Source organism: Streptomyces sp. NPDC048521 (assembly GCF_043199855.1).
Taxonomy (GTDB): Bacteria; Actinomycetota; Actinomycetes; order Streptomycetales; family Streptomycetaceae; genus Streptomyces.
In genome coordinates this window covers 76,478-102,435 of sequence record NZ_JBICWR010000012.1, presented here as the reverse complement: position 1 = coordinate 102,435, position 25,958 = coordinate 76,478, and the positions used below count along the sequence as shown (strand labels likewise).

Sequence of the window (25,958 nt, the reverse complement as noted above, 5' to 3'; positions counted from 1 at the left end):
GATCCTTTCTCTCACTCGCCGGACCGGGTACCACGCCCGGCATCCGCCACGCGTGCCGGCGTACGGCCTCCGCGCGTCCACGCGAGCAGCTCGGCCGCGGACCACGTCGTCACCACCCGCTCGGCCGGCACCCCGCACTCCTCCGCGCGGGCACAGCCGAGGATCTGCCAGTCCAGCTGGCCGGGCGCGTGCGCGTCGGTGTCGATCGAGAACAGCACCCCCGCCGTCACGGCCGTGCGGAGCAGCCGCCGGGGCGGGTCCAGCCGTTCCGGCCGGCTGTTGATCTCCACGGCCGTCCCGGACTCGGCGCACGCGGCGAACACCTCGTCCGCGTCGAACTCCGACTCCGGCCGGCCCCGGCCGGTCACCAGGCGGCCGGTGCAGTGCCCGAGGACGTCGGCGTGCGGATCGCGGACCGCGGCCACCATCCGGCGGGTCATGGACCGGGCGTCCATCCGCAGCTTGGAGTGCACGGACACCACGACCACGTCCAGCTGCTCCAGCAGCTCCGGCTCCTGGTCCAGCGAGCCGTCCTCGAGGATGTCGCACTCGATGCCGGTGAGCAGCCGGAACGGGGCCCACCGCGTGTTCAGCTCGGCCACCACCGCCAGCTGGTCGCGCAGCCGCTGCGGCGACAGACCGCGGGCCACGGTCAGCCGCGGGGAGTGATCGGTGAGGACGGTCCACTCATGGCCGAGGTCGGCCGCGGCCCGCCCCATCTCCTCGATCGGGCTGCCCCCGTCGGACCAGTCCGAGTGGGTGTGGCAGTCCCCGCGGATCAGCGCCCGCAGCCCGGCACCGGCACCCGAGACGGGTGCCGCCCCGGCCTCCTCCTCCAGCTTCCGCAGATAACCGGGCACCTCCCCGGCCAGCGCCTCCCGCACCACCTGGGCGGTCCTCGGCCCGACGCCCTGCAGCGACTCCAGCGTGTCGGTCGCCGCGCGCTCGGCGATCTCGCCCTCGGGCAGCGCGGCCAGCGTCCGGGAGGCGGTACGGAAGGCACGTACGCGATAGGTGGGCGCCAACGCCCGCTCCAGCAGGAAGGCGATCCGGTCAAGGGCGGCGACGGGGTCCATGCACACCAGGGTCCACCAGGCGCCCCGCCAAGGCGCGGGGAACCGCCCGCACACCCCCCACGGCCCGCGGTCGACGTCCGCCCTCCACCGCCCCCGTTTGTCCACCGCACGCCCGGGTACTGCGATGTCTCGTCCACGTGTCCCCCCACGAGGAGGTTTGCCATGTCCACTCCAGCCGCGCAGCGAACGGCGTTGATCACCGGCGGAGACAGTGGCATCGGCCGCGCCACCGCCGTACGTCTGGCCGAGGCGGGCCTGGACATCGGCATCACCTGGCACACCGACGAGAAGGGCGCCGAGCAGACGGCGCGGGAGGTCCGCGACAAGGGCCGCCGCGCCGCCGTCGCCCAGCTCGACCTCACCCGGCTGCCCGAGGCCGCCGACACCGTCGACGAGCTGTGCGACGCACTCGGCCGCATCGACGTCCTGGTCAACAACGCCGGTACGGGCACCATGACGCCCTACCTCGACCTGACCCTGGCGGACGTACGCCGGGTCCTCGACGTCGACCTCGTCGGCCCGTTCCTGTGCGGGCAGCGGGCGGCGCGGCGCATGATCCGGCAGGGCGACGGGGGCCGGATCGTCAACGTCACCTCCGTCCACGAGCACCAGCCCCGGGTCGGCGCGGCCCCGTACTGCGCGGCCAAGGGCGGGCTCGGCCTGCTCACCCAGGTGATGGCGCTGGAGCTGGCCGAGTACGGCATCACGGTGAACGCTGTGGCGCCGGGCGAGATCGCCACGCCGATGACCGGTCAGGAGGACACCGACGTGCACACGGAGTCCCGGCCCGGCGTCCCGCTCGGACGGCCCGGCGACGCCCGCGAGGTGGCCGCCGTGATCGCCTTCCTGGCGAGCCCGGACGCCTCCTACGTCACCGGCGCCTCCTGGAGCGTCGACGGCGGCATGCTCCGCATGGGCCCGCAGGCCGGATCGCACCTGACCAGCGACGACTGGCGCCGTCCCTGACCCATGAGGCTGCGTACCAGCTCCTGCGACGGCCCCGGCTACCGGCGGATCCGCTGCGGCCGGGGCTTCCGCTACGTCGACGACGCCGGCGAGCCCCTCACCGACCCCGGACAGCTCTCCCGCATCCGCTCCCTGACCATCCCGCCCGCCTGGCGCGACGTGTGGATCTGCCCTTGGCCCAACGGCCACCTCCAGGCGGTCGGCACGGACGACGCCGGACGCCGGCAGTACCTGTACCACGAGCAGTTCCGGGCGGAGCAGGACAAGGCCAAGCACGAGCACGTCCGGCAGGTCGCACGGGCCCTGCCCGAGCTGCGCGCCAAGGTGGCGGGCGATCTGGCGGGGCGCGGGCTGAACCGGGCCCGGGTCACCGCCTGCGCGGTCCGCCTGCTCGACCTCGGCTTCTTCCGTATCGGCAGCGACCGGCACACCCGCAACAGCGAGACCTACGGCCTGACGACCATGCTCCGCGAACACGTCACCTGCGGCCGCGACGGGATCACGTTCAGCTTCCCGGCCAAGGGCGGCGTCGAGATGGTCCGCGCCCTCGTCGACGACCAGGTGCGGACCGTCGCCCGCTCCTTGCTGCGCCGCCCGCGCGGCGGCGACCGCTTCCTCGCCTTCTACGAGCACCGCTCCTGGCACGACCTGCGCAGCGACGACCTCAACGAGGCGCTGCGCCGGCTGTCCGGCACCGATGTCACCGCCAAGGACTTCCGTACCTGGCACGCCACCGTCCTCGCCGCCGTGGCGGTCGCCGTGGCGGCCGGCACCGCCCGCGCCTCGAAGGCGGCCCGGCGCCGGCAGATCACCCGTGCCGTCCGCGAGGTCAGCCATTACCTGGGCAACACCCCGGCGGTGTGCCGGGCGTCCTACATCGATCCCGCGGTCTTCGAGCTGTTCGAACGGGGTGTGACGATCGCCCCCGCGCTCACCCGGCTGGGCGAGCACGGGGACTTCGGGCGTCCGGCCACGCAAGGGGCGGTCGAGGCCGCCGTCCTCGATCTGCTGGACGGCTCCCGTGGATGACCCGCCCACCCGCGTTGCGTTCTACGCTGAATTGCATGACCGAACAAGCAGCACCCCACATCTGCCATCCGCGGGTCCTGGTGCACGGCGTGTGCCCGGGCCGGCCCGGCGAGCCGCCCTTCCGGATCATGGAGATCGACGGTCAGGTGGTCGGTCGGGCCAGGACCGTGACCGACGTGCTGGAGGCGGCCGCTTCCCGCGGCATCCCGATCCACGACCTGGACGACCCGGACGTGGTCCGCTTCGTGGGCGGCGACAAGTACACCTGGAAGGTCCACTGAGCCGACGGCTCAGCCGACCGTCCACTTCTGGTTGGCGCCGCCGGTGCAGGTCCAGATCTGCAGCCGCGTCCCGTTGGCCGAGTTGTTCCCGGTGACATCGAGGCACTTGTTCGCCTGCGGGTTGACGATGTCGTGCGCCCCGGTGACGGTCCACTTCTGGTTGGGGCCGCCGGTGCAGTCCCACAGCTGGACGGTCGAGCCGTCCGCCGTGCCGTTGCTCGTGACGTCCAGGCACTTGCCGAGCGCCCGGAGCGTGCCGTCCGACCCGACCGTCCACGCCTGCGCGGCGGTGCCGTTGCAGTCGTAGAGCTGGACCGGGGTGCCGTTCGCCGGGTTCGCGCCGGCCACGTCCACGCACTTGCCGGCGAGACCGCGGATCGGGACCCCGGCCGCGCTGCCGCTCGTCGTCACGGACACCGAGTCGACCACCAGCTGCTGCGGGAACTGGGTGGAGCCGTCCGGGTCGCCCGGCCAGTAGCCGCCGACCGCGAGGTTCAGGATGAGGAAGAACGGCTTGTTGAACACCCACGTCTTCCCGCCCAGGTCGGCGGGCGTGCGCCGCTGGTAGACGTTCCCGTCCACCGACCAGGTGATCGAGTCGGGCGCCCAGTCGACGGCGAAGGTGTGGAAGGCGTCGGCGAAGGCCTGACCGTTCGGCAGGGAGTAGCCCGCGCCTATGCCGCCCGAGCCGGAGTAGCCGGGGCCGTGGATGGTGCCGTGCACGGTGGAGGGTTCGAAACCGACGTTCTCCATCACGTCGATCTCGCCCGAGTCCGGCCAGTTGACGGGCGTGCCGAGCATCCAGAACGCCGGCCACATGCCCTGTCCGCGCGGGATCTTCATCCGGGCCTCGACATGGCCGTACTGCGCGGTGAACTTGCCGGCGGTGTTCAGCCGGGCCGAGGTGTACTGGCAGCTGCCGTACCAGCACTGGTAGCCGGCCGGGTTCTCCTTGCGGGCCGTGATGACCAGGTGGCCCTGGCCGTCCAGGGCCGCGTTCTTGGTGCCCGAGGTGTAGTACTGCCGCTCGTGGTTGTTGACGTTGTCACCGGTCTCCAGCGTCCACTTCGAGCCGTCGACCGCGGCGCCCGCGGGCCCGTCGAAGGTGTCGGAGAAGGTGGTGGCGGCGGCTGCCGCCGGGGCGTCGGTCTGGGCCCGCGCCGGGCCGACGGCGGCGGAGCCGACCAGCGCGGCGGAGAGGACGGCGAGGAGACATCTGCGGAGCAGGCGTGGGGAGACCATGGCTCTCCGTTCGGCGTGGGGGGCATGATTCCTCTTGATTTAAGGAGTGAGATAAGAGAGCGTCAATACTCTGGTACGGACCGGTTGCTGACGATCATTCAGCCGCCGTTCCGCTCACCCGCCGGTGGATGCCTCGCCCGAGCCGCCGCCCCAGCAGCAGCCAACCCAGCAGCGCCCCCGCGGTGTTGAGGATGACGTCGTCGATGTCGAAGGCCCGCCCGGTGACCAGCGCGCCCTGGGCCAGCTCCACCATCAGCATCACGAGCGCTGTGAGCGCCAGCACCCGCAGCATCCCGCGGGCCCGCGGGGCGAGGACCGGTACCAGCACCCCGAAGGGCATGCCGAGGAGCACGTTCCCGCCGAGCTGTTTGACGGCGTCCCGGAACTGCGCCTGTTCCACGTAGGCCCGCAGGGAGCGGCCCGGGTGCAGATTGCTGTGCGTCAGCGGCACCGAGGCCGGGGACGGCTGGAGGGTGATCCGGGCCAGAACGACGGCGAAGGCCACCATGAACGCGAAGGCGACCAGCATCGCCAGCAGCCGGACGGGCAGCGGAAGCGCGTGCCGCCCGGCCGCGGGCCGTATCTCCTCGGCCCGCCCTCGCTTTCGGGGAGCGCGCAAGACCGCGGGCAGGCGCAGGGCGGTACGGGCCATCAGGTCCTCCAGTCCTCAACTTCGCGATGTCCCTAGGCCGGTTACCCGCCCCGCCGCCCCGGATGCCCCCGCCCGGCGCACACCACTGGTTTCCGTTCACGCTCCTGGGGCACTCCGGACGCGGACCAGCGTGCCGCCGCCCGCCACGGGCCCGGCGGTGCTTGGATGCCCCAAGCGGCGAAGGGGACGAAGCACCGCACATGCGCGCGGAGCGGACCGAGGAGGTGGCGGATGACCCGGCGTACGGCCCCGCGCACGATCCTCCTCGCCGCCGGCGAACTCCTCGCCTGGTGGGCCGGTCTGGCGCTGCTGTGGCTGGTACTCGTCACGACGGTCGACACCCTGGAGCGGATCGTCGGAGCGAGCTGTGCCGCCGTGGGCGCGGCTCTGGCCCGGGCGGGCCGGCGGGCGGTGAGCTGGCGGTGAACGGCTGGATCCTCGCCGCGACCGTCGAACTGGGCGGGGGAGGGGCGGCCGCCCTGTGGGGCGTGACCACCGGCCCCACGGCCCGCCGGGTGATCGCCCAGAACCTGACCACCTCGGCCGTGTGCCCCGCCCTGCTGCTCCTCTCCCAGGGCTACGGCCGCCCGTCCTACGTCGACCTCGCCCTGCTGCTCGCCCTGCTCGGCCCGGTCGGCACCCTCGTCTTCGCCCGGCTCCTCTCCGACGAGCTGGAGCGCGAGCGGTCCAGTGCCTGGGGGCTGACCTGGACCGCCGCCGGACTGGGCGCGGTCGTCGTGGTCGCGCTGTGCGTGGCCACGGGGCCGGGCCGGGCGATGGTGAAGTTGCTGGTGATCGGCGCCCTGCTGATCGGCGGCAACGTGATCGCCGCACGGGCGCTGTCGGGCGGCTTCCAGGGGGTGCGCGGTGGCTGACCCGGGGCCGGACGGGCGAGGGGGAGGTGCGGCATGGCCGATGCCGTGATCGTGGTCGCCCTGCTGCTGGTGGCGGTGTCCGCCACCGCCGCCGTGGCCCAGCGCGACCCCGCCCGCCAGGCACTCGTGCTGTCCGTGCTCGGGATCGTCCTGGCCGTGCTGTTCACCGTGCTCCAGGCGCCGGACGTCGGCCTGTCCCAGCTGGCCGTCGGATCCGCGCTGACCCCGCTGCTGATCATGCTCTCGGTCCGCAAGGTCAGACGGCGCGGCCGGACGAAGGACGGCGCGGAGTGAGGGCGAAGGGGACGGCGCCAAGTGACGGTGAAGGACGGCGTGGAGTGACGGTGGAGGACGGTGCGACGTGACGGTGAAGGACGGCGTGGAGTGACGGTGGAGGACGGTGCGACGTGACGGTGAAGGACGGTGCGCGGTGAAGCGGCTGCGGTGGTGGCTGCTGGCCGTCGGTGGCGCCGGCCTGGCCGCCCTGCTCGTCGCCGCCTGCCTCGACCTGCCCCACTTCGGCGGCCGGTCGCACCCGTACGGCCGACGGGCCGTCCACGCCTCCCTCGACCGGCACACCGCCAACACCATCGCCTCCGTCAACTTCGACCAGCGCGCCTACGACACCCTCGGCGAGATGAGCATCCTGTTCGCCGCCGTCCTCGGCTGCGTGGTGCTGCTGCGCCAGGCCCGCGACGAACACCGGGCCCCGCCCGAACCCGCCGGCGTGGCACGGCCGGTACGCCGCTACGCGCTGATCGCGCTGCCCGTCGCCCTGATCACCGGCCTGTACGTCATCGCCCACGGCCAGCTCAGCCCCGGCGGCGGCTTCCAGGGCGGGGTCGTCGCCGCGACCGCCCTGCACCTGCTCTACCTCGGCGCCGACTACCGGGCGCTGGAACGCGTGCGCCCGCTCGCCGTGTACGAGACCTCCGACGCGCTGGCCGTCTCCTGCTACCTCGTACTGGGCTTCGCCGGAGTCCTCGCCGGCACCGCGTTCCTGGCCAACACGCTGCTGCCGTACGGCACCTTCGACACGCTGTCCTCCGGCGGCACCGTCCCGCTGCTGAACGCGGCCATCGGCATGGAGGTGGCGAGCGCGGTCGTCGTCCTGCTCGCCCACTTCCTCGACCAGGCCGTCGAGATCGAGGAGGAGCACGGGAGATGAGAACGCCGTGATGCACGTCCTTCCCTACCTGATCGCCGCCTACATCTTCCTGACGGGCTGCTACGGCCTCGCCACCAGCCGCAACCTCATCCACGCCGTCGGCTGCCTCGCGGTCTGCCAGTGCGCCACCTACGTCCTGCTGCTGGCGCTCGGCTACCGCGACGGCGCCACCGCGCCCGTCTTCTCCGACCTCGAGCCCGGCTCCCGGCCGGTGGTCGACCCGGTGGTCCAGGCCCTCACCCTCACGGACATCGTCGTCGGCGCCACCGTCACCGCGCTGCTGCTCGCCCTGGTCCTGCAGATCGCCAAACGGCACGGCACGGTCGACCCCGACGAACTCCGGGAGCTGCGCGGCTGATGCACCATCTGCTCCCGCTGCTCGTCGCGATCCCGCTGCTCGGGGCCGCCCTGCTGGTGGCCACCGGCCGCCATCTGCCCCGCGCCGCCGTCGAGATCACCGGCTTCGTGATCTCCGGCGGTACGGCCGCCCTCGCCCTCGTGCTGCTCCTCGACTCCTCCCCACCGATGATCGAGTGGGTCGGCGGATGGCTGCCCGTCGGCGGGGAGAGCGTCGGCATCATGGTGGTCGGGGACGGTCCCGCGCTCGGCATGGCCGCACTGGTCTCGCTGCTTACCCTCGCCGCCCTCGCCTACTCCTGGCGCTACTTCGACGAGCCACCGCGCGGCCGCACCGGCGCGTTCACCGCGCTGATGCTGGTCTTCCAGGGTGCCATGTGCGGATTCGCCCTCGCCGGCGACCTGTTCAACGCGTTCGTGTTCTTCGAGCTGATGAGCGTGGTGGCCTACGCCCTGACCGGCTACCGCATCGACGAGGCCAAGGCCGTCCAGGGCGCCCTGACCTTCGGCGTCGTCAACTCCCTGGGCGCGTACGCCATGCTGATGGGCATCGCCCTGCTGTACGCCCGTACCGGCGAACTGGCCATGTCGAAGATCGGGCGCGGACTCGACGCGCACGGCGCCCCGGACGCCCTCGTCCTCGCCTCCTTCGTGCTGGTCCTGACCGGACTCCTGGTGAAGGCGGCCGCCGTGCCCTTCCACTTCTGGCTGCCGGACGCGCACGCCGTCGCCCCCACCCCTGTCTGCATGCTGCTCTCGGGCGTGATGGTCGAACTCGGCGCCTACGGTGTCTGGCGCGTGTACGGCACCGTCTTCGCCGGACCGGGCGGCATCCCCGCCGCCGACCTGACCCGGGCCCTGGTGGCGCTCGGCACCCTCACGGCCGCGACCGGCGCCGTCATGTGCTGGTACCAGCGGCACATCAAACGGCTGCTCGCCTACTCCACCGTCGCCCACACCGGCCTCTTCCTCGTCGGCCTCGGCGTCCTCACCCCCGAGGGCGACGACGGGGTCGCCCTGTACATCCTGGGGCACGCCGGGGTGAAGGCCGCGCTGTTCGCCTGCGCGGGCGTGCTGCTCGACCGGTACGGCAGCGTCGACGAGCACGCGCTGCACGGCCGCGCCCGCCCGCTCCGGGCCACCGCGGTGATGTTCGCCGTCGGCGCCCTCGGCCTCGCGGGCCTGCCGCCGTTCGGCACCGCGCTCGGCAAGGCGGTCACGGAGGAGGCGGTCGGCGGCCCGCTCACCGTGGTCTACGTGGCCGCCTCCGCGATCACCGCGGGCGCCGTCCTGCGGGTCACCGCCCGGGTGTTCCTCGGGCTCGGTCCGCGCCCGGAGGACGCCGAGTACGAGACCAGCGGTTCCGACGAGAAGCCCGAGACCGCAAGCCTGCTGCGCCGGATCCCGGACACCATGACGACGGTGCCCGCCGTGCTGCTCGCCGCCGGCCTCGCCGCGGGTGCGACCCCCGGCCTCGGTGACCTGGTGGCCCGCTCCGTCAACGAGGCCGGGTCGGGCGGCGCCCACGCCTCCGTGCACTGGACGTTGCACGGTGTCCTGCTGGGGGTGGCCTCCGCCGTGCTGGCCGCGGCCCTCGCCGGGCTCGCCGTGACCCGCCCGCGCTGGGTGGCCGCCCCCGACTGGGCCTCGCCCCTGCGCCGCCTGCAGTCAGGCCACGTCGGCGACTACGTGGCCTGGCTGCTGTTCGGCGCGACCGTGCTGGGGGCGCTGGTCCTGCCGGGGGTAGTGGGCGGCTGATCAGGAGCCGTAGCTGATGCGCACCTCCTCGAAGCCGAGCGAGCGCAGCAGGCCCTGGAGCATGCCGGTGGTGTTGGTCTCGGCCCGGGCGGTCAGTCCGCTGCTCCTGGCCGCGTCGCCGATGTGCCGCACGGCGAGCTTCTGCACGGCCTGCTCGCTGTTGGGGTTGTCCGAGAACAGGTCACCGAGCCGGTCCAGCAGCCCGCGCTGCTTGGACACGGCGTAGGAGTGGTCGGGGTCGAGGGCCGGCTTGCCGAGCCGGGCGTGCGGCAGCCGGAGCGTGGCGGACGTGCGGTCGCCGTTGACCCGCACGTCCTGCTCACCGACCCGGCCCAGATCGACATAGGCGTCCACGGTGCCCGCGCCGACGTACAGGGTGCGGGTGCCGCGGATGGTGTCGGGCAGGAACTTCGCGTCCTTGTCCAGGTCCACGACGACCTGGAAGTTGCCCGAGGCGGCGTTGTAACGGCTCATGTCCTGGATGGACTTCAGGAGTGCGGGTCCGGAACGGTCGTGCGTCTCGGTGCCGAACAGATCCTTGATGCCCGGCAGCACGGCCAGCCGGATTCCGGCGAACAGCACGGCGAGCACCAGGACGAGCGCGGCCACGGCCTTGGCCCAGCCGGGCAGGCGCCTGACGGAAGTCGTCATCGCGACGGTCCTCCTTCCTGCTCTCCGGATGCCCGCCGACCGCCGTACCAGACCGGTGAGTTGACCGATCGGCACCCAAGACGCCGACCGGGGTCACAGCGAGCCGGACGCGGCCTCGGCCTCGGCCAGGGCCGCGTCCGGCGTCGGATGCGGCGGCAGCAGCCGGGTCAGGCCGGTCACCCGGAAGACGCGCAGCGTCAGCGGGTGGGTGCACACCAGATGCAGCCGGCCGCCGCGCTCCAGGACCCGCGCGCGAGCCCGGTACAGCAGCCGCAGTCCCGAGCAGTCGAAGAACTCCACCGGCCGCAGATCGATCACGACCCGGGCGCCGCTGCGCTGGGTGACGCGGTCCAGGAAGGGACCTATCTCCGCCGCCGCGGCGATGTCGATCTCGCCCCGGAACTCCAGCACCGTGTAGCCGCGGTGTTCGTGCACCCGTAGATGCCGGGTGCGCGCAGCGGGCTCGTCTCGCACGACGACATCACCTCCCACCCGCGCCCGGACATCGGTTTCCCGATCGTCAAGTTACCCTCGATGGAAGGAATTTGAGCATGTTCGATTGACATATGTCTTCGGGTTTGCGGCGTCTCATGGCGCGGGCCGGGTGCCATGGGACGCGCCCACCGCCCGGCACCGGGTCCGCCCCGGGTCAGCCGGCCAGCAGCACCAGCTTGCCCGTCGTGCGTCCGGTGTCGCCCAGCTCGTGCGCCTTCGCCGCGTCGGCCAGCGGGAACGTCCCGGCGATCGTCGCCCTCAGCTTCCCGGACTCCGCCAGTTCGGCGACCGCCCGCATCCCGGCGCGGTCGGCGTCCACCAGCATGCGCACCGCCCTTACGCCGAGCCGCTCGGCCTCCTCGTAGAACTCCTGGGAGCCCAGCGGCACGATCGACACCACGACACCGCCGGGCCGCAGCACCCGCAGGGACTTCACGGACGTCTCCCCGCCGAGCGTGTCCAGGACGATGTCCACGTCCCGCACCGCCTCCGTGACGTCGGTGGAGCGGTAGTCGACGGGCTCGTCCACGCCGATCTCCCGCAGGAAGTCGTGCTTGCCCGCGCTGGCCGTGCCGATCACGTACGCGCCGCGCGCCTTGGCGATCTGCACGGCCACGTGCCCGACCCCGCCCGCCGCCGCGTGGATCAGCACCCGCTGCCCGGGCCGCACGTCCGCGTGCTCGGTCAGCGCCTGCCAGGCGGTCAGGGACACCAGCGGCAGCGCGCCCGCCTGCGTGTGGTCGATCGACGCCGGCTTGTGCGTCAGGGCGCGGGCCGGGGCGATCACGTACTCGGCGTGCGAGCCGTGGCCGAACGGGTAGGGCAGCATGCCGAAGACCTCGTCGCCGGGCTGGAAGGCGACGACGCCGATCCCGGTCGCCGCGACCTCGCCGGACACGTCCCAGCCGAGGACGAACGGCGGCTCGCCCAGGAACCCGCCGGTCGCCCGGTGCTTCCAGTCGGTGGGGTTGACCCCGGCGGCCCGCACCCGGACCAGCACCTCGTTCGGGCGCGGCTTCGGCCGCTCCACCTGCACTTCCTTCAGGACCTCGGGACCGCCGAGGACGTCCTGGCTGATGGCTCGCATCGTGTTCACATCGCTCATGGTCACCCAGCCTGCCGGGCTCCGCCCGCCCAGGAAATGGCATGATGGCCAACGTCCGATAGGATCGTGCCATGCTCGACCTGCAGCTGCGCACCCGGCGGCCGGAGCGCGTGGTGGTCCTCGCACTCGACGGCGTCTACCCCTTCGAGCTGGGCATCCCCAGCCGCATCCTCGGCGCGGCCGACGGCCACTACGAGGTACTGACCTGCACCGTCGACGGCCGGCCGGTGCGCACCAACGCCGACTTCACCGTCGGTGTCGAGCACGGGCCCGAGCTCCTCGAGACCGCCGACACGGTCGTCGTCGCCTCCATGGCGACCGACCACATCCCCACCGGGCTGCCGCACGACGTCGCCGCAGCGCTCGCCCGCATCCGCCCGCACGCACGGATCGTCTCCATCTGCACGGCCGCCTTCGTCCTGGCCGCGGCCGGCCTGCTGGACGGCCGCAGGGCGACCACGCACTGGCAGGTCGCCGACCTGTTCCGCCGCCGGTTCCCGCAGGTCGACCTCGACCCGGACGTCCTGTTCGTCGACGACGGCCGCATACTCACCTCGGCCGGCGCCGCCTCCGGCGTCGACGTCTGCCTGCACATCGTGCGCACCGACCACGGCAGCGAGCTGGCCAACGCCGTCGCCCGCCGTTGTGTCGTCCCCCCGTTCCGGGACGGCGGCCAGGCCCAGTACATCGAGCAGCCGATCCCGGTCAGCGGCGCCGCGAGCACGGCGGACACCCGCGCCTGGGCGCTGGAGCGGCTGGACGAGCCGCTCACCCTGGCCGATCTCGCCGGGCACGCCCGGATGAGCCTGCGCACCTTCGCCCGTCGCTTCAACGACGAGGTCGGCCTCAGCCCCGGCCGCTGGCTGATCCAGCAGCGCGTGGCCCGCGCCCGGCACCTGCTGGAGTCCAGCGACCTGTCCGTGGACCGGATCGCCGGAGAGGTCGGCTTCGCCACCGGCGCCTCGCTGCGCCAGCACCTGCACGCGGCGATCGGCGTGTCCCCGCAGACGTACCGCAGGACGTTCCAGCGGGCCCGCTGAACGTTCCGGTCCGCTCCCGCGTCGAAGGACGGCACACCGCAGGGGAGAACAGGGGGCGGGACATGCGCAGAGGGTTCGTGGCGGCGGCACTGACGGCACTGACGGCGGTGACGGTGGCGGGGTGCGACGACGGCCCCGGACCGGACCTGGTGGTGACGGGGACCCCACCCGCGACCCCCTACGGCGGCCCGCTCCACGTGCCCACCGAGGACGTCGACGACAGCGGTCCCCGGGCGCTGCGCCTGGCCTCCGGGGCCGCCGGCCGGGCGCTGGAGTGCGACGGGGAGATCTTCGACGGCGCCGGACCCGACGGGTGGGCCGCGTCCGAGGGCGGTGACACACCGGAGGAGGGGCTGGCCCTCTACTTCGACATGGTCAAGCCCGAGGAGCCCGACCACGGCTACCGCGTGGAGCGCGAGGAGGCGGACCGGGTGCTGTACTCCTTCGACGTCGGCGGCCGCACCAAGGTGGCCGTCGTGGTGGCCGAGGACCGGAAGGACCGGCCCGGTTGGGGCCCGGAGACCCACGCCTCCTGCGATCCCGCCGAGCTCCCCGCGAGCTTCACGGACACCACGGGGTGGGAGATCTGGACGGACCGCGAGGGCCGGAGGCTACCGGTGACCCGGCTCAGCAGCTCGCCGGGACCGGAGCACTGCGGCTGGCAGTCCGCCCACTTCCTCGATCTGGACGACCGGACGTACGCCCGCGACCCCGAGGGTGTGCTGGGCCGGTACGGCCTGCTCCGGGCGCCGTACCGCGGGAAGACCCGCATGCCTGCCGGCGCCCATGACACCGGGTACCACCACCGCGGCCGTCGGCTGTGGCTGACGGACGACAAGGCGACGGCCTACGTCCGCACAGCCGAGGGCGTGGAGGCCTGGCCGCAGCTCAAGAAGCCGGTGGCCTGCGCCTGACCGCCTCCCGAGCCCCGCATCCGGTGGTACGGCAACTCCCCAGGGGCGCGGGGGGACTGCACGGCCGGGCCCCGCGCACGCCCTCCGGGGCGACCCGGAGGCGGCACGGACCGGTCACACGCGGACACGCCTCGACGAGATCCGGGCCGGCACCGATCAGTGACCGTCACACTGGACGGCGTCCGCGCGTCATACCCGTGGCACGACGACCAGGAGGCCGTACGACATGACCCCAGAGCCCGCCCGCTCCGCCGCACAGCGCAAGAAGGACACCCTGCACCGGCTGGAGCACGACGTCGACACCTGGGTCGCCACCGCCGGCCCCGACGGCGGCACCCCCTATCTCGTACCGCTGTCCTTCGTGTGGGACGGCTCCACCCTGCTGATCGCCACCCCCGCAGAGAGCCCCACCGGCCGCAACCTCGTGGCCACCGGCGTCGCCCGCCTCGGCATCGGCCCGACCCGGGACGTCGTCATCGTCGAGGGAACCGCCCGGGCGGTGACCCCCGAGGACCTGCCCGAGGAGGACGCCGAGGTGTTCGCCGGGAAGACCGGCTTCGACCCCCGCCGACTCGCCACCCCGTACCTGTACTTCAGTATCACTCCGCAGCGCGTCCAGGCCTGGCGCGAGGCGAACGAGCTGCGGGGCCGGGAGCTGATGCGCGACGGGGAGTGGCTGCCCGCCGACTGAATCCGGTGGCCCGGGATATCCGCAGGGGAGAGGAGAATCCCGGGAGGAAGCATGCCACTGGTCAAAGCGGGCATCGTGGTGCTGGACTGCGCCGAGCCCGAAAAACTCGCCCAGTTCTACAAGGAGTTGCTGGAAGGCGAACAGACGGAGGCGTCCGCCAACCTCGTGGAGATCCGGGGCGCGGACGGTGCCCGGCTGGCCTTCCGCCGCGACGTCAACGCCACCCCGCCCAGCTGGCCGCGCCCGGAGAACTCCCTCCAGGTCCATCTCGACTTCCTGGTCGAGGACCTGGACGAGGCCGAGCGCCGGGTGGTGGGGCTCGGCGGCCGGCCGATCGAGACGAGGGACGCGGCGGGGCCGTACGAGGAACGCGGCTACGCCGACCCCGCCGGACACTCCTTCACCCTGCGCCTGAGCCCGACGAGGGCCCCCAAACAGGGCTAGGGGAGTGTCTTCTAGGGGAGTGTCTTCCGGACCACGCCGCAGGACACTCCCCAGGGCTCAGTCCCGGCCGCCCTTGTCGGTGACCGGCCACACACCCGTCGACCGGGCGATGGCCTTGGCACCGGTGCGGTCCACGGCGCTGCGCACCACCGCGAAGATCGCGCCCTGGACCGCCGCGGCCAGCAGGATCTCACCCCAGCCGCGGTCCGGGTCCAGGGCGTCGGGCGCGTCGTCCTCGTGCCGGATCGCCATCCACGCCTTGCGGAAGGCCATACCGGCCAACGCACCGCCCGCCCAGCTGAGCACGAATCCGACCGGCTTGTAGGCGAGTGGGAGCTTGTTCTTCTTGTTCTTGGCCATGTGTGACTCCTTCCTCGTCACGCGGTCCTCATGCGGGGCGTCCCTGCGGGGCCACTCGTTCGCCCTCAGGCACCGGTCCCGGAGGTGTACCGTCGCCGAAGGGCCGGCCGCCCAGCTCCGCGCGGTGATGCGGACTCAGCCAGCCGGCGAGATCCGGGCCGAGGGGCACGATGCCGGTGGGGTTGATGCCGCTGTGCACCTGGTAGTAGTGCCGCTTGATGTGGTCGAAGTCGACGGTGTCGCCGAACCCGGGTGTCTGGAACAGGTCCCTGGCGTACGCCCACAGCACCGGGTTCTCGGCCAGCTTCCAGCGGTTGCACTTGAAGTGACCGTGGTAGACGGCGTCGAACCGGACCAGCGTGGTGAACAGCCGGATGTCCGCCTCGGTGAGGGTGTCGCCGACCAGATACCGCTGCCCGGCCAGCCGCTCGGCGAGCAGTTCCAGCCGCCGGAACACCGCCCGGCACGCCTCCTCGTACTGCTTCTGCCGCGTGGCGAACCCGGCCCGGTACACGCCGTTGTTCACGTCCTCGTAGACCTCCGCCATCACCTGGTCGATCTCCTCGCGCCGGCCGGCCGGGTACAGGTCGGGCGCGCTGGCGCGGTGCAGAGCCGTCCACTCGGTGGCCAGGTCCAGCGTCAGCCGCTGGTAGTCGTTGGTGACCAACCGCCCGCTGGGGACGTCCACGAGCGCGGGCACACTCACCCCGCCCGGGTAGTCCGTCTCCCGTCGGTCGTAGGCCTCGCTCAGGAACCGGATGCCGAGCACCGGGTCCCGCCCGTCCGGGTCGAGGGTGAACCGCCAGCTGCGGTCGTCCTGGATCGGGTCGGCGACCCCCATCGGCAGGGCGTCCTCCAGACCCAGCAGCCGGCGCGAGATCACCGCCCGGCTCGCCCACGGGCAGGCACGGGAGACCACCAGCCGGTAGCGGCCCGGCGCCACCGGCCAGCCGTCCCGGCCGTCGGCGGTGACGCGGTCCTGGAAGTGGCTCCTGGAGCGGGTGAACGTCGTGTGGCCGTAGGCGCTGTTGCCGTCGCCGCTCATCTGTCTCCTCCTCGCCGGCCGGGGACCCCGGTGCAACGCGTTCCCCGTTTTCCGCCGCCCGCACGGTGTGATCCGCACGGCCCGGGGCAGTCGCCGATAGATGAGCGGGACATCCTCGGAACGGGAGACGGCCGCACGGACGGCCGGGGACAGCGGCGCGACCCACACCCGCGCCCCAGTGGCGGACGCGGGGACGCCGGACCGGGCGGCGGCACCGCCCTCCGGCACGGAGGTCGCGGAGACGAGCCGGCCGGCCCGGTCGACGACCGACCGGCACACCAAGGTCACCATCCTCGTGGCGCTGGCCGCCAATCTGGTGATCGCCGTCGCGAAGGCCGTCGGCGGCATCCTCGCGGGCTCGCCCGCGTTGCTGTCGGAGGCCGCGCACTCCGTCGCCGACAGCCTCAACGAGGTGTTCCTGCTGGCCGCTCTGCGCCGCAGCCGCCGCCCCGCCGACGCACGGCACCCCTTCGGCTACGGCAAGGAGCGGTTCTTCTGGTCCCTCCTCGCGGCCGTCGGCATCTTCGTCATGGGCGGCTGCTTCTCCTTCTTCCAGGGCTTCGAGGCACTGCGCGGGGGCGCCGAGGAGAAGTTCAGCGGCTATGTGGCGGGCTTGATCGTGCTCGGCGTGGCGCTCATCGCCGAGGGCGCCTCGCTGCTGCGGGCCCTGCACCAGGTGCGCCGGCAGGGCGGCGGCCTCGGCGGGCTGCGTGACCCGGCGCTGCGGACCGTGGTCGCCGAGGACGGCACGGCGGTGCTGGGCGTGACCCTCGCCCTGATCGGCATGGCCCTGCACATGGTCACCGGACAGGTGGTGTGGGAGGCGTCCGCGTCGCTGGCCATCGGCGTGCTGCTGGTGTACGTCGCCTACCGGCTCGGGCGCGACGCCCGTGACCAGCTCATCGGCGAGGCCGCCGCCCCGGAACTGAGCGGCAGGATCCGGTCGCTGCTCGAGGCGCAGCCGGAGATCGACAGCGTGGAGGCGCTGTTCACGATGCAGATGGGCCTCGACTCCACCCTGGTGGCCGCGCGCATCGACCTGGTACCGGGCCTGGACAGCGAGCGGGTCGAGGAGGTCGCCGTGCGCATCAAGCGCTCCCTGGCCCGGACGTTCCCCGACGCGGACCAGATCTTCCTCGATGTGACCGACCGGCCGGCCGGCGAGGCACAAGAGTGCCCCGCCGCGACGGGGGAACGCGGCGGGGCCTGACGCACGAGTGCCCGCCCGGAGCCGACCTCACACCTCTGCGGAACAGATTTTTCCAGAACGGACCGGATCCGGGCCGGACCTCAGCTCTCGTCGAGGGGTTCCAGCACGAACACGGGGATCTCCCGCGAGGTCTTCTTCTGGTAGTCGGCGTACGGCGGATACGCGGCCACCGCCCGCTCCCACCACTCGGCCTTCTCCGCGCCGGTGACCTCGCGGGCCCGCATGTCCCGCTTGACCGGACCGTCCTGCAACTCGACATGCGGGTCGCTCTGGACGTTGAAGTACCAGACCGGATGCTTGGGCGCCCCGCCCTGCGAGGCGACCACCGCGTACGACCCCTCGTGCTCCACCCGCATCAGCGGTGTCTTGCGGATCTTCCCGCTCTTCGCGCCCCGCGTGGTCAGGACGATCACCGGCAGTCCGGTGTCGAGCAGTGTCGTGCCCTTCGTCCCGCCGGAGCTCTCGTACAGCTCGACCTGCTCGCGCACCCACTGGGTCGGGCTCGGCTCGTACTCGCCCTCAAGAGGCATGGGATCCGTCTCCTTCATCGGTCGGCAACTGTCTGCCACCGGGCCTCAACACCGGCGACCGCACGAATCATCCGTACCGCGGAGAGCTTCGCCCGACCGGGTGATCACCACACCGCTCGATGAAGACCGGGGGACTGCGGCCGGCGACAGGGACGTCTGTATCGGCGCCGGCCAGTGCGCGCTCGCCGCCCCACGCGTCTTCACCCAGGACGACGACGGCTACAGCACCCTGCTCCCGGGCCGCGAGGACGGCACGGACGACCCCATGGTCCGGGTGGCGGCCCAGGCCTGCCCGGTGAGCGCCATCAGCGTGACGGAGTCCGGCGGCTGACGTACCGGTCGCCCGGATACCGGTCCGAGAGGCGTCGATAGGGTTCCCGGATGACCGAACACGTGGCGAAGCCGTTCCTGTACGTCGTCGTCTGCGCGGCCGGAATCGCCGCCGACGTGCCCCGGCTGATCACGGCCGCCCAGGACCGGGGCTGGGAGGCCGGAGTCATCGCCACACCGGTCGCGATGGGCGGGTTCTTCGACGCCGAGGCCGTCGCGGCGCAGACGGGCCGGCCCGTCCGGTCGGCGTGGCGTTCCCCGGCCGCCCCCCGCCCGTTCCCGCCGCCGGACGCCGTCGTGGTGGCACCCGCCACCTTCAACACCCTCAACAAATGGGCGGCGGGCCTCGCCGACACGCTCGCCGTCAGTACCCTGTGCGAGGCCGCCGGGCTGGGCGTGCCCATCGCCGTCCTGCCCTGCGTGGCCGACGCGCTGGCCGCTCACCCCGCCTACCAGGACAGCCTGGTACGGCTGCGCGGCATGGGCGTCCGCTTCGGCTCCCCGTACACCGGCGAACCCCGACCGGACGGAAGCCGGCCGGGGTTCGCCTGGGAGCGCGCGCTGGACCTGCTGGAGCGGTCCTAGCCGGCCTGGCCGTCCTGGCGGCAGGTCAGCGTCGGACCCGCCAGCATGCCGCCGGTGTACACGTCCTGGCCCTTGGGCAGCCAGTAGCCGAGCTTGGAGACCACGGTGGAGCAGGTCGCGCCGACGGTGACGCGGACCTTCACCTTCTCCGGGTGACCGGGCTGCAGTGCGGTCAGCGCGCAGTCCAGGGAGTGCGGCAGGCGGGTCTTCGCCGGGTACCTGCCGACGAGCGGGTTGCCGCAGCGGGCGTCGGCCGTGGCGATCCGTACGCCCGTGCCGTCCTCGCCGACGAGCCCGAACCGCGCGTTGCCGTCGCCGTCGTCACTGTCGCGGCGGATGGTGTAGGTCAGCGTGGTGGTGGCGTTCCGGCGCAGCGTCGTGCGGTCGACCGTGATGGCGTGCGTGGCCTTCGCCCGGGGTGCGGTCAGCGACAGCGTGGCCTGCACCGTGCCCGTCAGGTCGACCCCGGCGGGCACCGACCGCACCCGCACGGTGGCGGTGATGTCGTACGTCCCGGGGCCCGGGTACTCGCGCGAGCCGGACAGTGTCCCGGTGGCCAGCGTCTTGCCGGCCCGCCGGGCCGTCCACGTGCCGTCGGTGCGACAGGTGTACCGGACCCGGACGCCGGCCCGCCGGCAGGTCGCCGCGGCCGAGACGGTCAGTTGCGGGCTGCCGCCCGCCGCGCACAGGCTGACCACGGCATGCTGGCCGTGCTCGCCGCGCAGCGTGCCGGCGACCGAGCACAGCGTCGCCGGGCCCTCGGGTTCCGCCGCGGACCCTCCCCAGGCGGGGGTGACAAGGGCCAGGGACAGCAGCGCCGCCCCGGCCAGGGCTCTGAGAGTGGTGGGACGTGTCGGCACCGCGTTTCCTCCCGGGCGGCCGCGACCGGCCGGACGCCGGTCGTCTGCGCCGAGGATGAGCCGACTGTGGAACCGTCCGTCGGCTCCCACGCCGCACGGTCACCTGGGGGCAGCAACCCGTACGTCCTCGCGCACCTCGCGGACGTAGCCCGCGCTGCCCGGTGTGGAGACGGCCCGGTCGCGGCGGACGATGCTCAGCCGCTCGCCCCAGTGGGCGAGGGCCGAGCGCAGCCCGCCGTCGGTGTACTCGATGTCCACCACGCGGTCGTCGAACGCCTGCGCGTACACCCCGCACTCGTGGTACTGCCCGCACTCCTCCGCCACCGCGAAGTCCAGCCCGGTCCGCCGTCTCCGGCCGGCCAGTTCGGCGGTGTTCTTCTGCCCGATGGCCAGGTGCCGGGCGTGCGCGTGCCGGGAGAGCAGGACCATGAACGAGGTCGCGTCCGCGGCGGTGAGCAGATGGCGGGAACGGGTGTAGCTGTCGTAGTTGTCCGGCTCGACGGCGTCGAAGCCCTTCTTCGCGCAGCCGTCGATCCACCGGTTCACCCGCCGCGCCACCCGCTCCCGCTTGGCCGGGGTGCGCAGGTCGAGCAGCGGCTCGTTCCAGTCCTCGTCGACGACGACCTCGCCGTGTGCGTCGCGCAGCAGCAGGTCGGGCGGCCAGGAGGAGCGCTCGGCGGGCTGGGCCTGGAAGGCGTTGACGTAGCAGATGTTGTAGAGGCCCGGTGCGGGGGAGTCGGAGCGGTCGCGGCTGACGATCCGCACGCCCTTCGGCGGGGGGTAGGCGCCGCCGATCTGATAGTCGAACCCGGCGTTCAGCGGCGGCAGCCGCACCGTGGCGGGCTTCGGTGAACCGCCCTGCCCCTCGCTCCCGGAGCCGCAGCCGGCCAGTGCCGACACGGCCACGATCAGAGCCGCCGACAAGGCGCCTGGGGCCCTCCGGCGGCCCGCGGCGCGCAAGACACCCTTCAGGGGCACGTCCGCTCCATCCTGCCCACGCCGGGCGGCGCGGCGCCTGCCAGGATCGAATCGCCCGCACGCTCACACCGTCAAGTCGGCGCCGGGCCACGTCGTAGGCTCGGCGGTGACCACCCTCCCGAAGGCAGGAGCAGCAACGATGCAGTACGTGAAGCTCGGTTCTACGGGCCTGGACGTCTCGCGGATCTGTCTGGGCTGCATGACCTACGGGCTGCCGGACCGCGGCACGCACGCATGGACCCTCGACGAGGACGCCTCCCGCCCGCTGATCCGGCAGGCGCTGGAGGCAGGCATCAACTTCTTCGACACCGCCAACGTCTACTCCGACGGCACCAGCGAGGAGATAGTCGGCAAGGCCCTGCGCGACTTCGCGAACCGCGACGAGATCGTGCTGGCCACCAAGGTGCACGGGCGGATGCGGCCGGGCCCCAACGGCGGCGGACTGTCCCGCAAGGCCGTCATGAGCGAGATCGACCACAGCCTGCGCCGGCTCGGCACGGATTACGTCGACCTCTACCAGATCCACCGCTACGACCACGCGACTCCGGTCGAGGAGACGATGGAGGCGCTGCACGATCTGGTCAAGGCGGGCAAGGTCCGCTACATCGGGGCGAGTTCGATGTACGCGTGGGAGTTCTCCAAGGCGCAGTACACCGCCGAGCGGCACGGCTGGACGAAGTTCGTGTCCATGCAGAACCACTACAACCTGCTCTACCGCGAGGAGGAGCGGGAGATGCTGCCGCTCTGCGCCGACCAGGGCGTGGGCGTGCTGCCCTGGAGCCCGCTCGCCCGCGGCCGGCTGACCCGCGACTGGGGCACGGTCACCGAGCGCAGCTCCGCCGACGACTTCGGCAGCCGCCTGTACCTGGACAGCGACCGCGCGATCGTCGAGGCCGTCACCCGGATCGCGAACGACCGCGGTGTGCCCCGCGCACAGGTGGCCCTCGCCTGGCTGTTGCACCAGGACACGGTGGCGGCACCCATCGTCGGCGCCGCCAAGCCGCAGCACCTCAAGGACGCGGTGGCCGCCGTCGAACTCCAGCTGAGCGACAAGGAGATCGAGGAACTGGAACAGCCCTACACCCCGCGGGGCGTCAGCGGCCACTGACCGGTCCATGGGGTCCGTGCGGCGCGCACTGCGCGCCGCACGGAACCGGACCCCCTCGCTCTCCGGCATCACGACCGTGACCGGGCGTCCAGCGGGAACTCCCCTGCCACGCCGCTGAATTCGCGCGGTCGCGTCACCCGCGGATACCGGCGCAGCGGGTCGCGATCGGCAAAGGGATTCCATTGACGTTGCGTCAATAGGGAAATCCGCTTCCCGCCCCCTGTCGATAATCGAGAGATCTCTTGTTACCGCGTGCGGGACTGTGTAAAAGTGTGCGCTGTCGGCGCACCGTCGCAAAACAAATTCCCGCGGTAAGCGCCAGGCTGCTCCCCGTACACCCCCCACGCTTCACAAGAGCCGCCTCAGGTGGACGTTCGAGCTGCCCAACGACCTCCCCTACCCATTGGTACGGACTTATTCCGTATCACGTCTGGAGGAATGCAGCCGTGCATGAGGCAGGCCCGTCGGACGAGCAGCTGAGTGCCGAACTGAAGAAGTGGAACGGCACGACACCCGCGCTCCACCCCGTCGGCGAACTCCTCGACCGGCACTGGGAGGCGGCCTTCGCCTACGCCCGGCTCTGCACCGACGGCCCGCGCGCCGCCGGCATGCTCACCACGGCCGCCTTCACCCGGCTCTTCGGCGAATCGCTCCGGCAGAGCGGTCCTGGCGCCGCCTGGCGTCCCCACGTCCTTGTCGCCGTCCGCCGGATCGCGGCCGAGTGGGACACCGACGGCCGCCAGGAACTCCTCCACCCGGCGCTGCGATCGGGCGGCGGCACCGGCGAGCGCGCCACCGCCCGGCTGCTGCCGCCCCCCGGCCGGCGGCTGCTGTCCCGCGCGTTCCAGCGGGTGCCTCAGATCTCCCGCGCGGTCCTGTGGCACACACAGGTCGAGGCCGAACCCCTCTCGGTGCCCGCCGCTCTCCTCGACCTGGAGGAGGAGGACGTTCGCGTCGAACTGCGCCGGGGCCGCGAACGGCTGCGCGAGGAATGCCTCCAGGTGCACCGCGAACTCGCCCCCGAGGCCGAGTGCCGGAGCTATCTGCGCATGCTCGACGTGACCTTCCGGCGCGGCGGCCTCGACATCGACCCGGACCTGCGCGGTCACCTGGCCCGCTGCCCGCACTGCAGCCGGACCGCCGACCAACTCGCCCAGTTCGACGCGGGCCTCGGGCTCGCGCTCGCCGAGGCGGTGCTCGGCTGGGGGGCCCGCGCCTATGCGGAGTCCCGGGCGAGCCGCGCCGAGACGCCCGCCGAACCGGCCCCGGCCCCCGCCGCCGTCGCACCCCCGGCCGGCGAGGCCTTCACCGAAGCCCAAGCCCCGGACGGCCCCACTGACCCGACCCACCCCACCGGCCCGGTCGGCCCCGCCGCCTCCGGCCGCTCCGCGCGCCACGCAGAACCCCCCGTCTCGCGTGGTTCCGCGCGCCGTGCCGAGGCGGCCGGCCCCGGCCGTTCCGGGCGCCGTGCCGATTCCGCCGCCCCCAGTCGTTCCGGGCGCCGTGCCGCGCGGCGTGCCCGGCGTCGCCATCTCGCGCTGGCCGTCGTCACCGTCAGCGGTCTGGTCGTGCTGCCCCTGGTGCTGTGGTCGGTGCTCGGCTCCGGCGGGACCCCGGCCTCCGGCCCCGGTGGCACCTCCTCCCGGGCGCCGGGCAAGGACTCCGCCTCCCCGGGCGCGTCCTGGGCCGGTGCGAGCGGTGCCGGCCAGGGCGCCCTGCACGGCCGGCTGCGCAACCTCGCCTCGGGCCTGTGCGTCGGTGTCGTCGGCGAGGAGGCCGTCGAGGGGGCCGAGACCGAACTCACCGGATGCTCCGCGGCCCCGAGCCGGCAGTGGACGTACGAGACCGACGGACTCCTGCGCAACAACGCCGCCCCCGGTCTGTGCCTGGACTCCCACCTCGGCTACTCGGTCCGCCTCACCCCCTGTTCGGCCACCGGCAGGGCCGCCAGGAACATCCGCTACGACTTCACGCTCCAGGGCGCCCTCGTACCCCGCTGGAACCAGGAGCTGGCCCTCACTCCCGCCGCCACCGACGGCTCCGGCGCACTGGTCCTCAAGACCCGTGCCGCCGGCGCCGCCCAGCGCTGGTCCGTCGACACCGCCCAACCCGACCTGGAGATGCAGAACGTCAACTGGGGCAGCGACAGCGCCCCTTCGCCGGCGGCCACCGCACGATCCACGGCCCCCCGCAAGACGCCCACCCCCACGGCCTCCAGGACGACCCCTCCGCCGGCTCCCACCCCCGCGGCGACCAGGTCGGGCCCGTCAGCCACACCGTCCGCCCCCGTCGATTTCTGCTCCGCGTACCCGTACTACTGCGGCGGCTACGGAGGCGGCGGGCGCCACCACCGATGACTCAGCGAGGGTGTAGCGGCGCGGGCGGGATCGTCCCCAGCCCCGGGGCCGGTTCCGGCCACACCAGCAGCACCGGGCAGGGCGCGTGGTCGACGGCGAACCGCACGGCCGGGCCGAGGCTGTGCGGCCCGAGCCGCGACCGGTCCCCGTCCCGGGCCAGCACCAGCAGATCGGCCCCCTCGGCGGCGGCCACCACCTCCCGCTCGACCCGGCCCGACCGCTCCTCGCGCGCACAGGGCCGGCCGAGCCGCCGCACCGCCGCGTCGAGCAGTTCGGCCGCCGAACTCCCGCCGAGCGCCTCGAGACGGTCGCCCGGGTCACGCTCCGGGTGCCCCCGCCCGAGCAGCCCTGCGAACGCGCCGTGCGCGACACCGGGCACGTCGGGACTGCTGACGTGCAGCAGCACCACCGTGGCGGACTCCGGCGCATGCCTGCGCACGGCGTCCACGCACGCGGGCCAGGTGCCCTCGACGAGCCAGGCGATCACACGCATCCGGACGGCCTCCCTCGGTCGGTGAAAGGGCCCTCGCGGAGCCCTCAGAGAACCTGCAGCGATCCCCACAGTGCCACCACCGCGACGGCGAGGGAGGACGGCACGGCGATCAGACCGAGCCGGGTGAACTCCCGGAGGTCCACCTCGTGCTCGTGCTGGTGCACGATCCGCCGCCACAGCAGCGTGGCCAGCGACCCGGCGTAGGTCAGATTGGGGCCGATGTTCACACCGAGCAGCACCGCCAGGACCGCGCCCGGCCCGGTCGGCGCGGTCAGCGGCAGCAGCACCAGCACCGCGGGCAGGTTGTTGATGAGGTTCGCCAGGACTGCGGCCAGCGCGGCGATCCCGAGCAGCGCGGGCAGCCCGGTGCCGTCCGGCAGGACGTGGGAGAGCGCGTCGGCGAGCCCGTTGTCGACGACCGCCCGCACCACGATGCCGAGCGCCAGGACGAACGCGAGAAAGGCCGGGGCGGCCGCCCGTACGACGGTCAGCGGGGTCGCCTTCCGCCGCAGCAGCGCCCGCCCGGCGAGCACCAGCGCGCCCGCCGCGGCCACCCAGGCGGGCTCCACGCCGAACGCCGACGCCACCACGAACCCGGCCAGCGTGCAGGCGACGGTCACCAGAGCGAACAGGGGCAGGCGCAAAGTCTCGCCGGGGTCCCTGCCCGCCGGGGCCGCCGCCGCGAGGTCACGGGCGAAGAACCGCCGGAACACCACGTACTCGGCGCCGATCGCCACCAGCCACGGCAGTGCCATCAGCGCCGCGAACCGGGTGAAGCTCAGCCCACTCGCCGCGAACGCGAGCAGGTTCGTCAGATTGGACACCGGCAGCAGCAGCGACGCGGTGTTCGACAGATGCGTGCACGCGTACACGTGCGGCTTGGGCCGTACGCCCGTCCGCGCGGCCGTGGCGAACACCACCGGGGTGAGCAGCACGATCGTGGCGTCCAGGCTGAGCACGGCGGTGATGGCCGACGCCAGCGCGAAGACCGCCGTCAGCAGCCGCACCGGGCGCCCCGCCGCCCAGCGGGCCGTCCACGCCCCGCAGGCCTGGAACAGCCCTTCCACGTCACAGAAGTGGGCGAGCACCAGCACGGCCGCCAGGAACCCGACGACCGGCCCGAGCCGCTCCGCCTCGGCACGGGCGTGGTCGAGCGAGATCGCGCCGGTCGCGACCGCGATCCCGGCGGCGGGGACGGCCATCACCGCCTCCGGCCATCCGAAGGGCCGCACCACGGCCCAGGCGAGCACGGCGACGAGCAGGACGGCGGACAGGGCCTCGGCGAGCGGGGTGTTCAGGGCGGGTCCTTCCGGGATGGATCACGGCGGTGCGCGACCATGAAAACAGACGATGGCCAG

31 protein-coding genes are annotated in these 25,958 nt (G+C 73.0%); 18 read left to right on the top strand and 13 right to left on the bottom strand.

Annotated elements, in window-relative coordinates; genetic code table 11:
* Positions 1–11: 11 nt before the first annotated feature.
* Positions 12–1,076: a PHP domain-containing protein gene (locus tag ACGFRF_RS26210; RefSeq protein ID WP_393743877.1), complete on the bottom strand. Its 1,065-nt coding sequence runs from the start codon at positions 1,074–1,076 to the stop codon at positions 12–14.
* Positions 1,077–1,238: 162 nt separating this feature from the next.
* Here ACGFRF_RS26210 and ACGFRF_RS26205 point away from each other — a divergent pair, with 162 nt between their 5' ends.
* The 3 genes from ACGFRF_RS26205 to ACGFRF_RS26195 are packed head-to-tail and all read left to right on the top strand — an operon-like array spanning position 1,239 to position 3,352.
* The gene (locus tag ACGFRF_RS26205; RefSeq protein WP_393743875.1) at positions 1,239–2,042 is read left to right on the top strand and encodes an SDR family oxidoreductase; all 804 of its coding nucleotides are present in this window, start codon (positions 1,239–1,241) and stop codon (positions 2,040–2,042) included.
* Positions 2,043–2,045: 3 nt separating this feature from the next.
* The gene (locus ACGFRF_RS26200) at positions 2,046–3,071 is read left to right on the top strand and encodes a DNA topoisomerase IB (RefSeq protein WP_393743873.1); all 1,026 of its coding nucleotides are present in this window, start codon (positions 2,046–2,048) and stop codon (positions 3,069–3,071) included.
* Positions 3,072–3,106: 35 nt separating this feature from the next.
* Positions 3,107–3,352 carry a hypothetical protein gene (locus ACGFRF_RS26195; RefSeq protein ID WP_393743871.1) on the top strand — a complete coding sequence of 82 codons (246 nt, stop codon included), beginning with the start codon at positions 3,107–3,109 and terminating at the stop codon, positions 3,350–3,352.
* Between the two features lie 9 nt (positions 3,353–3,361).
* Here the strand turns inward: ACGFRF_RS26195 and ACGFRF_RS26190 are convergent, their stop codons facing one another.
* Both ACGFRF_RS26190 and ACGFRF_RS26185 read right to left on the bottom strand, forming a co-directional pair.
* Positions 3,362–4,594 carry a lectin gene (locus tag ACGFRF_RS26190; RefSeq protein ID WP_393743869.1) on the bottom strand — a complete coding sequence of 411 codons (1,233 nt, stop codon included), beginning with the start codon at positions 4,592–4,594 and terminating at the stop codon, positions 3,362–3,364.
* A gap of 94 nt (positions 4,595–4,688) precedes the next feature.
* On the bottom strand, positions 4,689–5,246 hold the full coding sequence (locus ACGFRF_RS26185) for a VanZ family protein (RefSeq protein ID WP_393743867.1): 558 nt from the start codon (positions 5,244–5,246) through the stop codon (positions 4,689–4,691).
* Between the two features lie 231 nt (positions 5,247–5,477).
* Here ACGFRF_RS26185 and ACGFRF_RS26180 point away from each other — a divergent pair, with 231 nt between their 5' ends.
* The 6 genes from ACGFRF_RS26180 (at position 5,478) to ACGFRF_RS26155 (ending at position 9,404) form a co-directional block, all read left to right on the top strand.
* A complete protein-coding gene (locus ACGFRF_RS26180; RefSeq protein ID WP_393743865.1) occupies positions 5,478–5,672 on the top strand; it encodes a hypothetical protein in 195 nt (64 codons plus the stop codon).
* Entirely contained in the window at positions 5,669–6,121 is a 453-nt protein-coding gene (locus tag ACGFRF_RS26175) for a monovalent cation/H+ antiporter complex subunit F (protein WP_393743863.1), read from the top strand. Before ACGFRF_RS26180 ends, ACGFRF_RS26175 begins: the two co-directional genes overlap by 4 nt.
* 33 nt (positions 6,122–6,154) lie before the next feature.
* Positions 6,155–6,415, top strand: coding sequence for a Na(+)/H(+) antiporter subunit B (locus ACGFRF_RS26170; protein WP_393743861.1), 261 nt, complete (start codon positions 6,155–6,157; stop codon positions 6,413–6,415).
* A gap of 136 nt (positions 6,416–6,551) precedes the next feature.
* Positions 6,552–7,289 (top strand): MnhB domain-containing protein, encoded by a 738-nt coding sequence (locus ACGFRF_RS26165; protein WP_393743859.1) that lies wholly within the window; start codon positions 6,552–6,554, stop codon positions 7,287–7,289.
* 10 nt (positions 7,290–7,299) lie between these two features.
* Positions 7,300–7,647 (top strand): sodium:proton antiporter, encoded by a 348-nt coding sequence (locus ACGFRF_RS26160; RefSeq protein ID WP_393743857.1) that lies wholly within the window; start codon positions 7,300–7,302, stop codon positions 7,645–7,647.
* Positions 7,647–9,404, top strand: a complete 1,758-nt coding sequence (locus tag ACGFRF_RS26155; RefSeq protein WP_393743855.1) for a complex I subunit 5 family protein — start codon at positions 7,647–7,649, stop codon at positions 9,402–9,404. The genes ACGFRF_RS26160 and ACGFRF_RS26155 overlap by 1 nt, the downstream gene beginning before the upstream one ends.
* Here ACGFRF_RS26155 and ACGFRF_RS26150 read toward each other — a convergent pair whose 3' ends face one another.
* The 3 genes from ACGFRF_RS26150 to ACGFRF_RS26140 form a co-directional block, all read right to left on the bottom strand.
* On the bottom strand, positions 9,405–10,055 hold the full coding sequence (locus ACGFRF_RS26150) for a DUF4230 domain-containing protein (protein ID WP_393743853.1): 651 nt from the start codon (positions 10,053–10,055) through the stop codon (positions 9,405–9,407).
* 93 nt (positions 10,056–10,148) lie between these two features.
* Complete coding sequence (locus ACGFRF_RS26145) at positions 10,149–10,529, bottom strand: anti-sigma factor antagonist (RefSeq protein ID WP_393743851.1); 381 nt, start codon at positions 10,527–10,529, stop codon at positions 10,149–10,151.
* 175 nt (positions 10,530–10,704) lie between these two features.
* On the bottom strand, positions 10,705–11,655 hold the full coding sequence (locus ACGFRF_RS26140) for an NADP-dependent oxidoreductase (protein ID WP_393743849.1): 951 nt from the start codon (positions 11,653–11,655) through the stop codon (positions 10,705–10,707).
* Positions 11,656–11,726: 71 nt separating this feature from the next.
* On the opposite strand from ACGFRF_RS26140, the gene ACGFRF_RS26135 reads away from it, so the two are divergent.
* The 4 genes from ACGFRF_RS26135 (at position 11,727) to ACGFRF_RS26120 (ending at position 14,744) form a co-directional block, all read left to right on the top strand.
* Positions 11,727–12,695, top strand: coding sequence for a GlxA family transcriptional regulator (locus tag ACGFRF_RS26135; protein ID WP_393743847.1), 969 nt, complete (start codon positions 11,727–11,729; stop codon positions 12,693–12,695).
* 62 nt (positions 12,696–12,757) lie between these two features.
* Positions 12,758–13,609: a hypothetical protein gene (locus tag ACGFRF_RS26130; RefSeq protein ID WP_393743845.1), complete on the top strand. Its 852-nt coding sequence runs from the start codon at positions 12,758–12,760 to the stop codon at positions 13,607–13,609.
* A 226-nt stretch (positions 13,610–13,835) separates the two neighbouring features.
* Positions 13,836–14,300 (top strand): pyridoxamine 5'-phosphate oxidase family protein, encoded by a 465-nt coding sequence (locus ACGFRF_RS26125; protein ID WP_393743843.1) that lies wholly within the window; start codon positions 13,836–13,838, stop codon positions 14,298–14,300.
* A 51-nt stretch (positions 14,301–14,351) separates the two neighbouring features.
* Positions 14,352–14,744: a VOC family protein gene (locus ACGFRF_RS26120; protein ID WP_393743841.1), complete on the top strand. Its 393-nt coding sequence runs from the start codon at positions 14,352–14,354 to the stop codon at positions 14,742–14,744.
* 57 nt (positions 14,745–14,801) lie between these two features.
* Here the strand turns inward: ACGFRF_RS26120 and ACGFRF_RS26115 are convergent, their stop codons facing one another.
* Both ACGFRF_RS26115 and ACGFRF_RS26110 read right to left on the bottom strand, forming a co-directional pair.
* Positions 14,802–15,104, bottom strand: a complete 303-nt coding sequence (locus tag ACGFRF_RS26115) for a DUF4235 domain-containing protein (protein WP_393743839.1) — start codon at positions 15,102–15,104, stop codon at positions 14,802–14,804.
* A gap of 28 nt (positions 15,105–15,132) precedes the next feature.
* On the bottom strand, positions 15,133–16,149 hold the full coding sequence (locus tag ACGFRF_RS26110; protein ID WP_393743837.1) for a glutathione S-transferase family protein: 1,017 nt from the start codon (positions 16,147–16,149) through the stop codon (positions 15,133–15,135).
* 178 nt (positions 16,150–16,327) lie between these two features.
* Between ACGFRF_RS26110 and ACGFRF_RS26105 the strand changes: the two genes are divergently transcribed.
* A complete protein-coding gene (locus ACGFRF_RS26105) occupies positions 16,328–17,359 on the top strand; it encodes a cation diffusion facilitator family transporter (RefSeq protein ID WP_393744272.1) in 1,032 nt (343 codons plus the stop codon).
* Positions 17,360–17,439: 80 nt separating this feature from the next.
* On the opposite strand, the gene ACGFRF_RS26100 is transcribed toward ACGFRF_RS26105, so the two are convergent.
* Positions 17,440–17,889 carry a nitroreductase family deazaflavin-dependent oxidoreductase gene (locus ACGFRF_RS26100; protein WP_393743835.1) on the bottom strand — a complete coding sequence of 150 codons (450 nt, stop codon included), beginning with the start codon at positions 17,887–17,889 and terminating at the stop codon, positions 17,440–17,442.
* A gap of 100 nt (positions 17,890–17,989) precedes the next feature.
* Between ACGFRF_RS26100 and ACGFRF_RS26095 the strand changes: the two genes are divergently transcribed.
* Both ACGFRF_RS26095 and ACGFRF_RS26090 read left to right on the top strand, forming a co-directional pair.
* A complete protein-coding gene (locus ACGFRF_RS26095; protein WP_393743833.1) occupies positions 17,990–18,220 on the top strand; it encodes a ferredoxin in 231 nt (76 codons plus the stop codon).
* A gap of 50 nt (positions 18,221–18,270) precedes the next feature.
* Positions 18,271–18,804, top strand: coding sequence for a flavoprotein (locus tag ACGFRF_RS26090; protein ID WP_393743831.1), 534 nt, complete (start codon positions 18,271–18,273; stop codon positions 18,802–18,804).
* Here ACGFRF_RS26090 and ACGFRF_RS26085 read toward each other — a convergent pair.
* Complete coding sequence (locus ACGFRF_RS26085) at positions 18,801–19,664, bottom strand: hypothetical protein (RefSeq protein ID WP_393743829.1); 864 nt, start codon at positions 19,662–19,664, stop codon at positions 18,801–18,803. The two genes, ACGFRF_RS26090 and ACGFRF_RS26085, sit on opposite strands and share 4 nt — an antisense overlap.
* Positions 19,665–19,763: 99 nt before the next feature.
* The gene (locus tag ACGFRF_RS26080) at positions 19,764–20,642 is read right to left on the bottom strand and encodes an endo alpha-1,4 polygalactosaminidase (protein ID WP_393743827.1); all 879 of its coding nucleotides are present in this window, start codon (positions 20,640–20,642) and stop codon (positions 19,764–19,766) included.
* 139 nt (positions 20,643–20,781) lie between these two features.
* Here ACGFRF_RS26080 and ACGFRF_RS26075 point away from each other — a divergent pair, with 139 nt between their 5' ends.
* Complete coding sequence (locus tag ACGFRF_RS26075) at positions 20,782–21,750, top strand: aldo/keto reductase (RefSeq protein ID WP_393743825.1); 969 nt, start codon at positions 20,782–20,784, stop codon at positions 21,748–21,750.
* 446 nt (positions 21,751–22,196) lie between these two features.
* Positions 22,197–24,107, top strand: coding sequence for a ricin-type beta-trefoil lectin domain protein (locus tag ACGFRF_RS26070; protein ID WP_393743823.1), 1,911 nt, complete (start codon positions 22,197–22,199; stop codon positions 24,105–24,107).
* A 1-nt stretch (position 24,108) separates the two neighbouring features.
* Here ACGFRF_RS26070 and ACGFRF_RS26065 read toward each other — a convergent pair whose 3' ends face one another.
* Positions 24,109–24,600 (bottom strand): universal stress protein, encoded by a 492-nt coding sequence (locus ACGFRF_RS26065; RefSeq protein WP_393743821.1) that lies wholly within the window; start codon positions 24,598–24,600, stop codon positions 24,109–24,111.
* A gap of 44 nt (positions 24,601–24,644) precedes the next feature.
* Entirely contained in the window at positions 24,645–25,898 is a 1,254-nt protein-coding gene (locus ACGFRF_RS26060; protein WP_393744270.1) for an arsenic transporter, read from the bottom strand.
* Positions 25,899–25,958 lie beyond the last annotated feature (60 nt).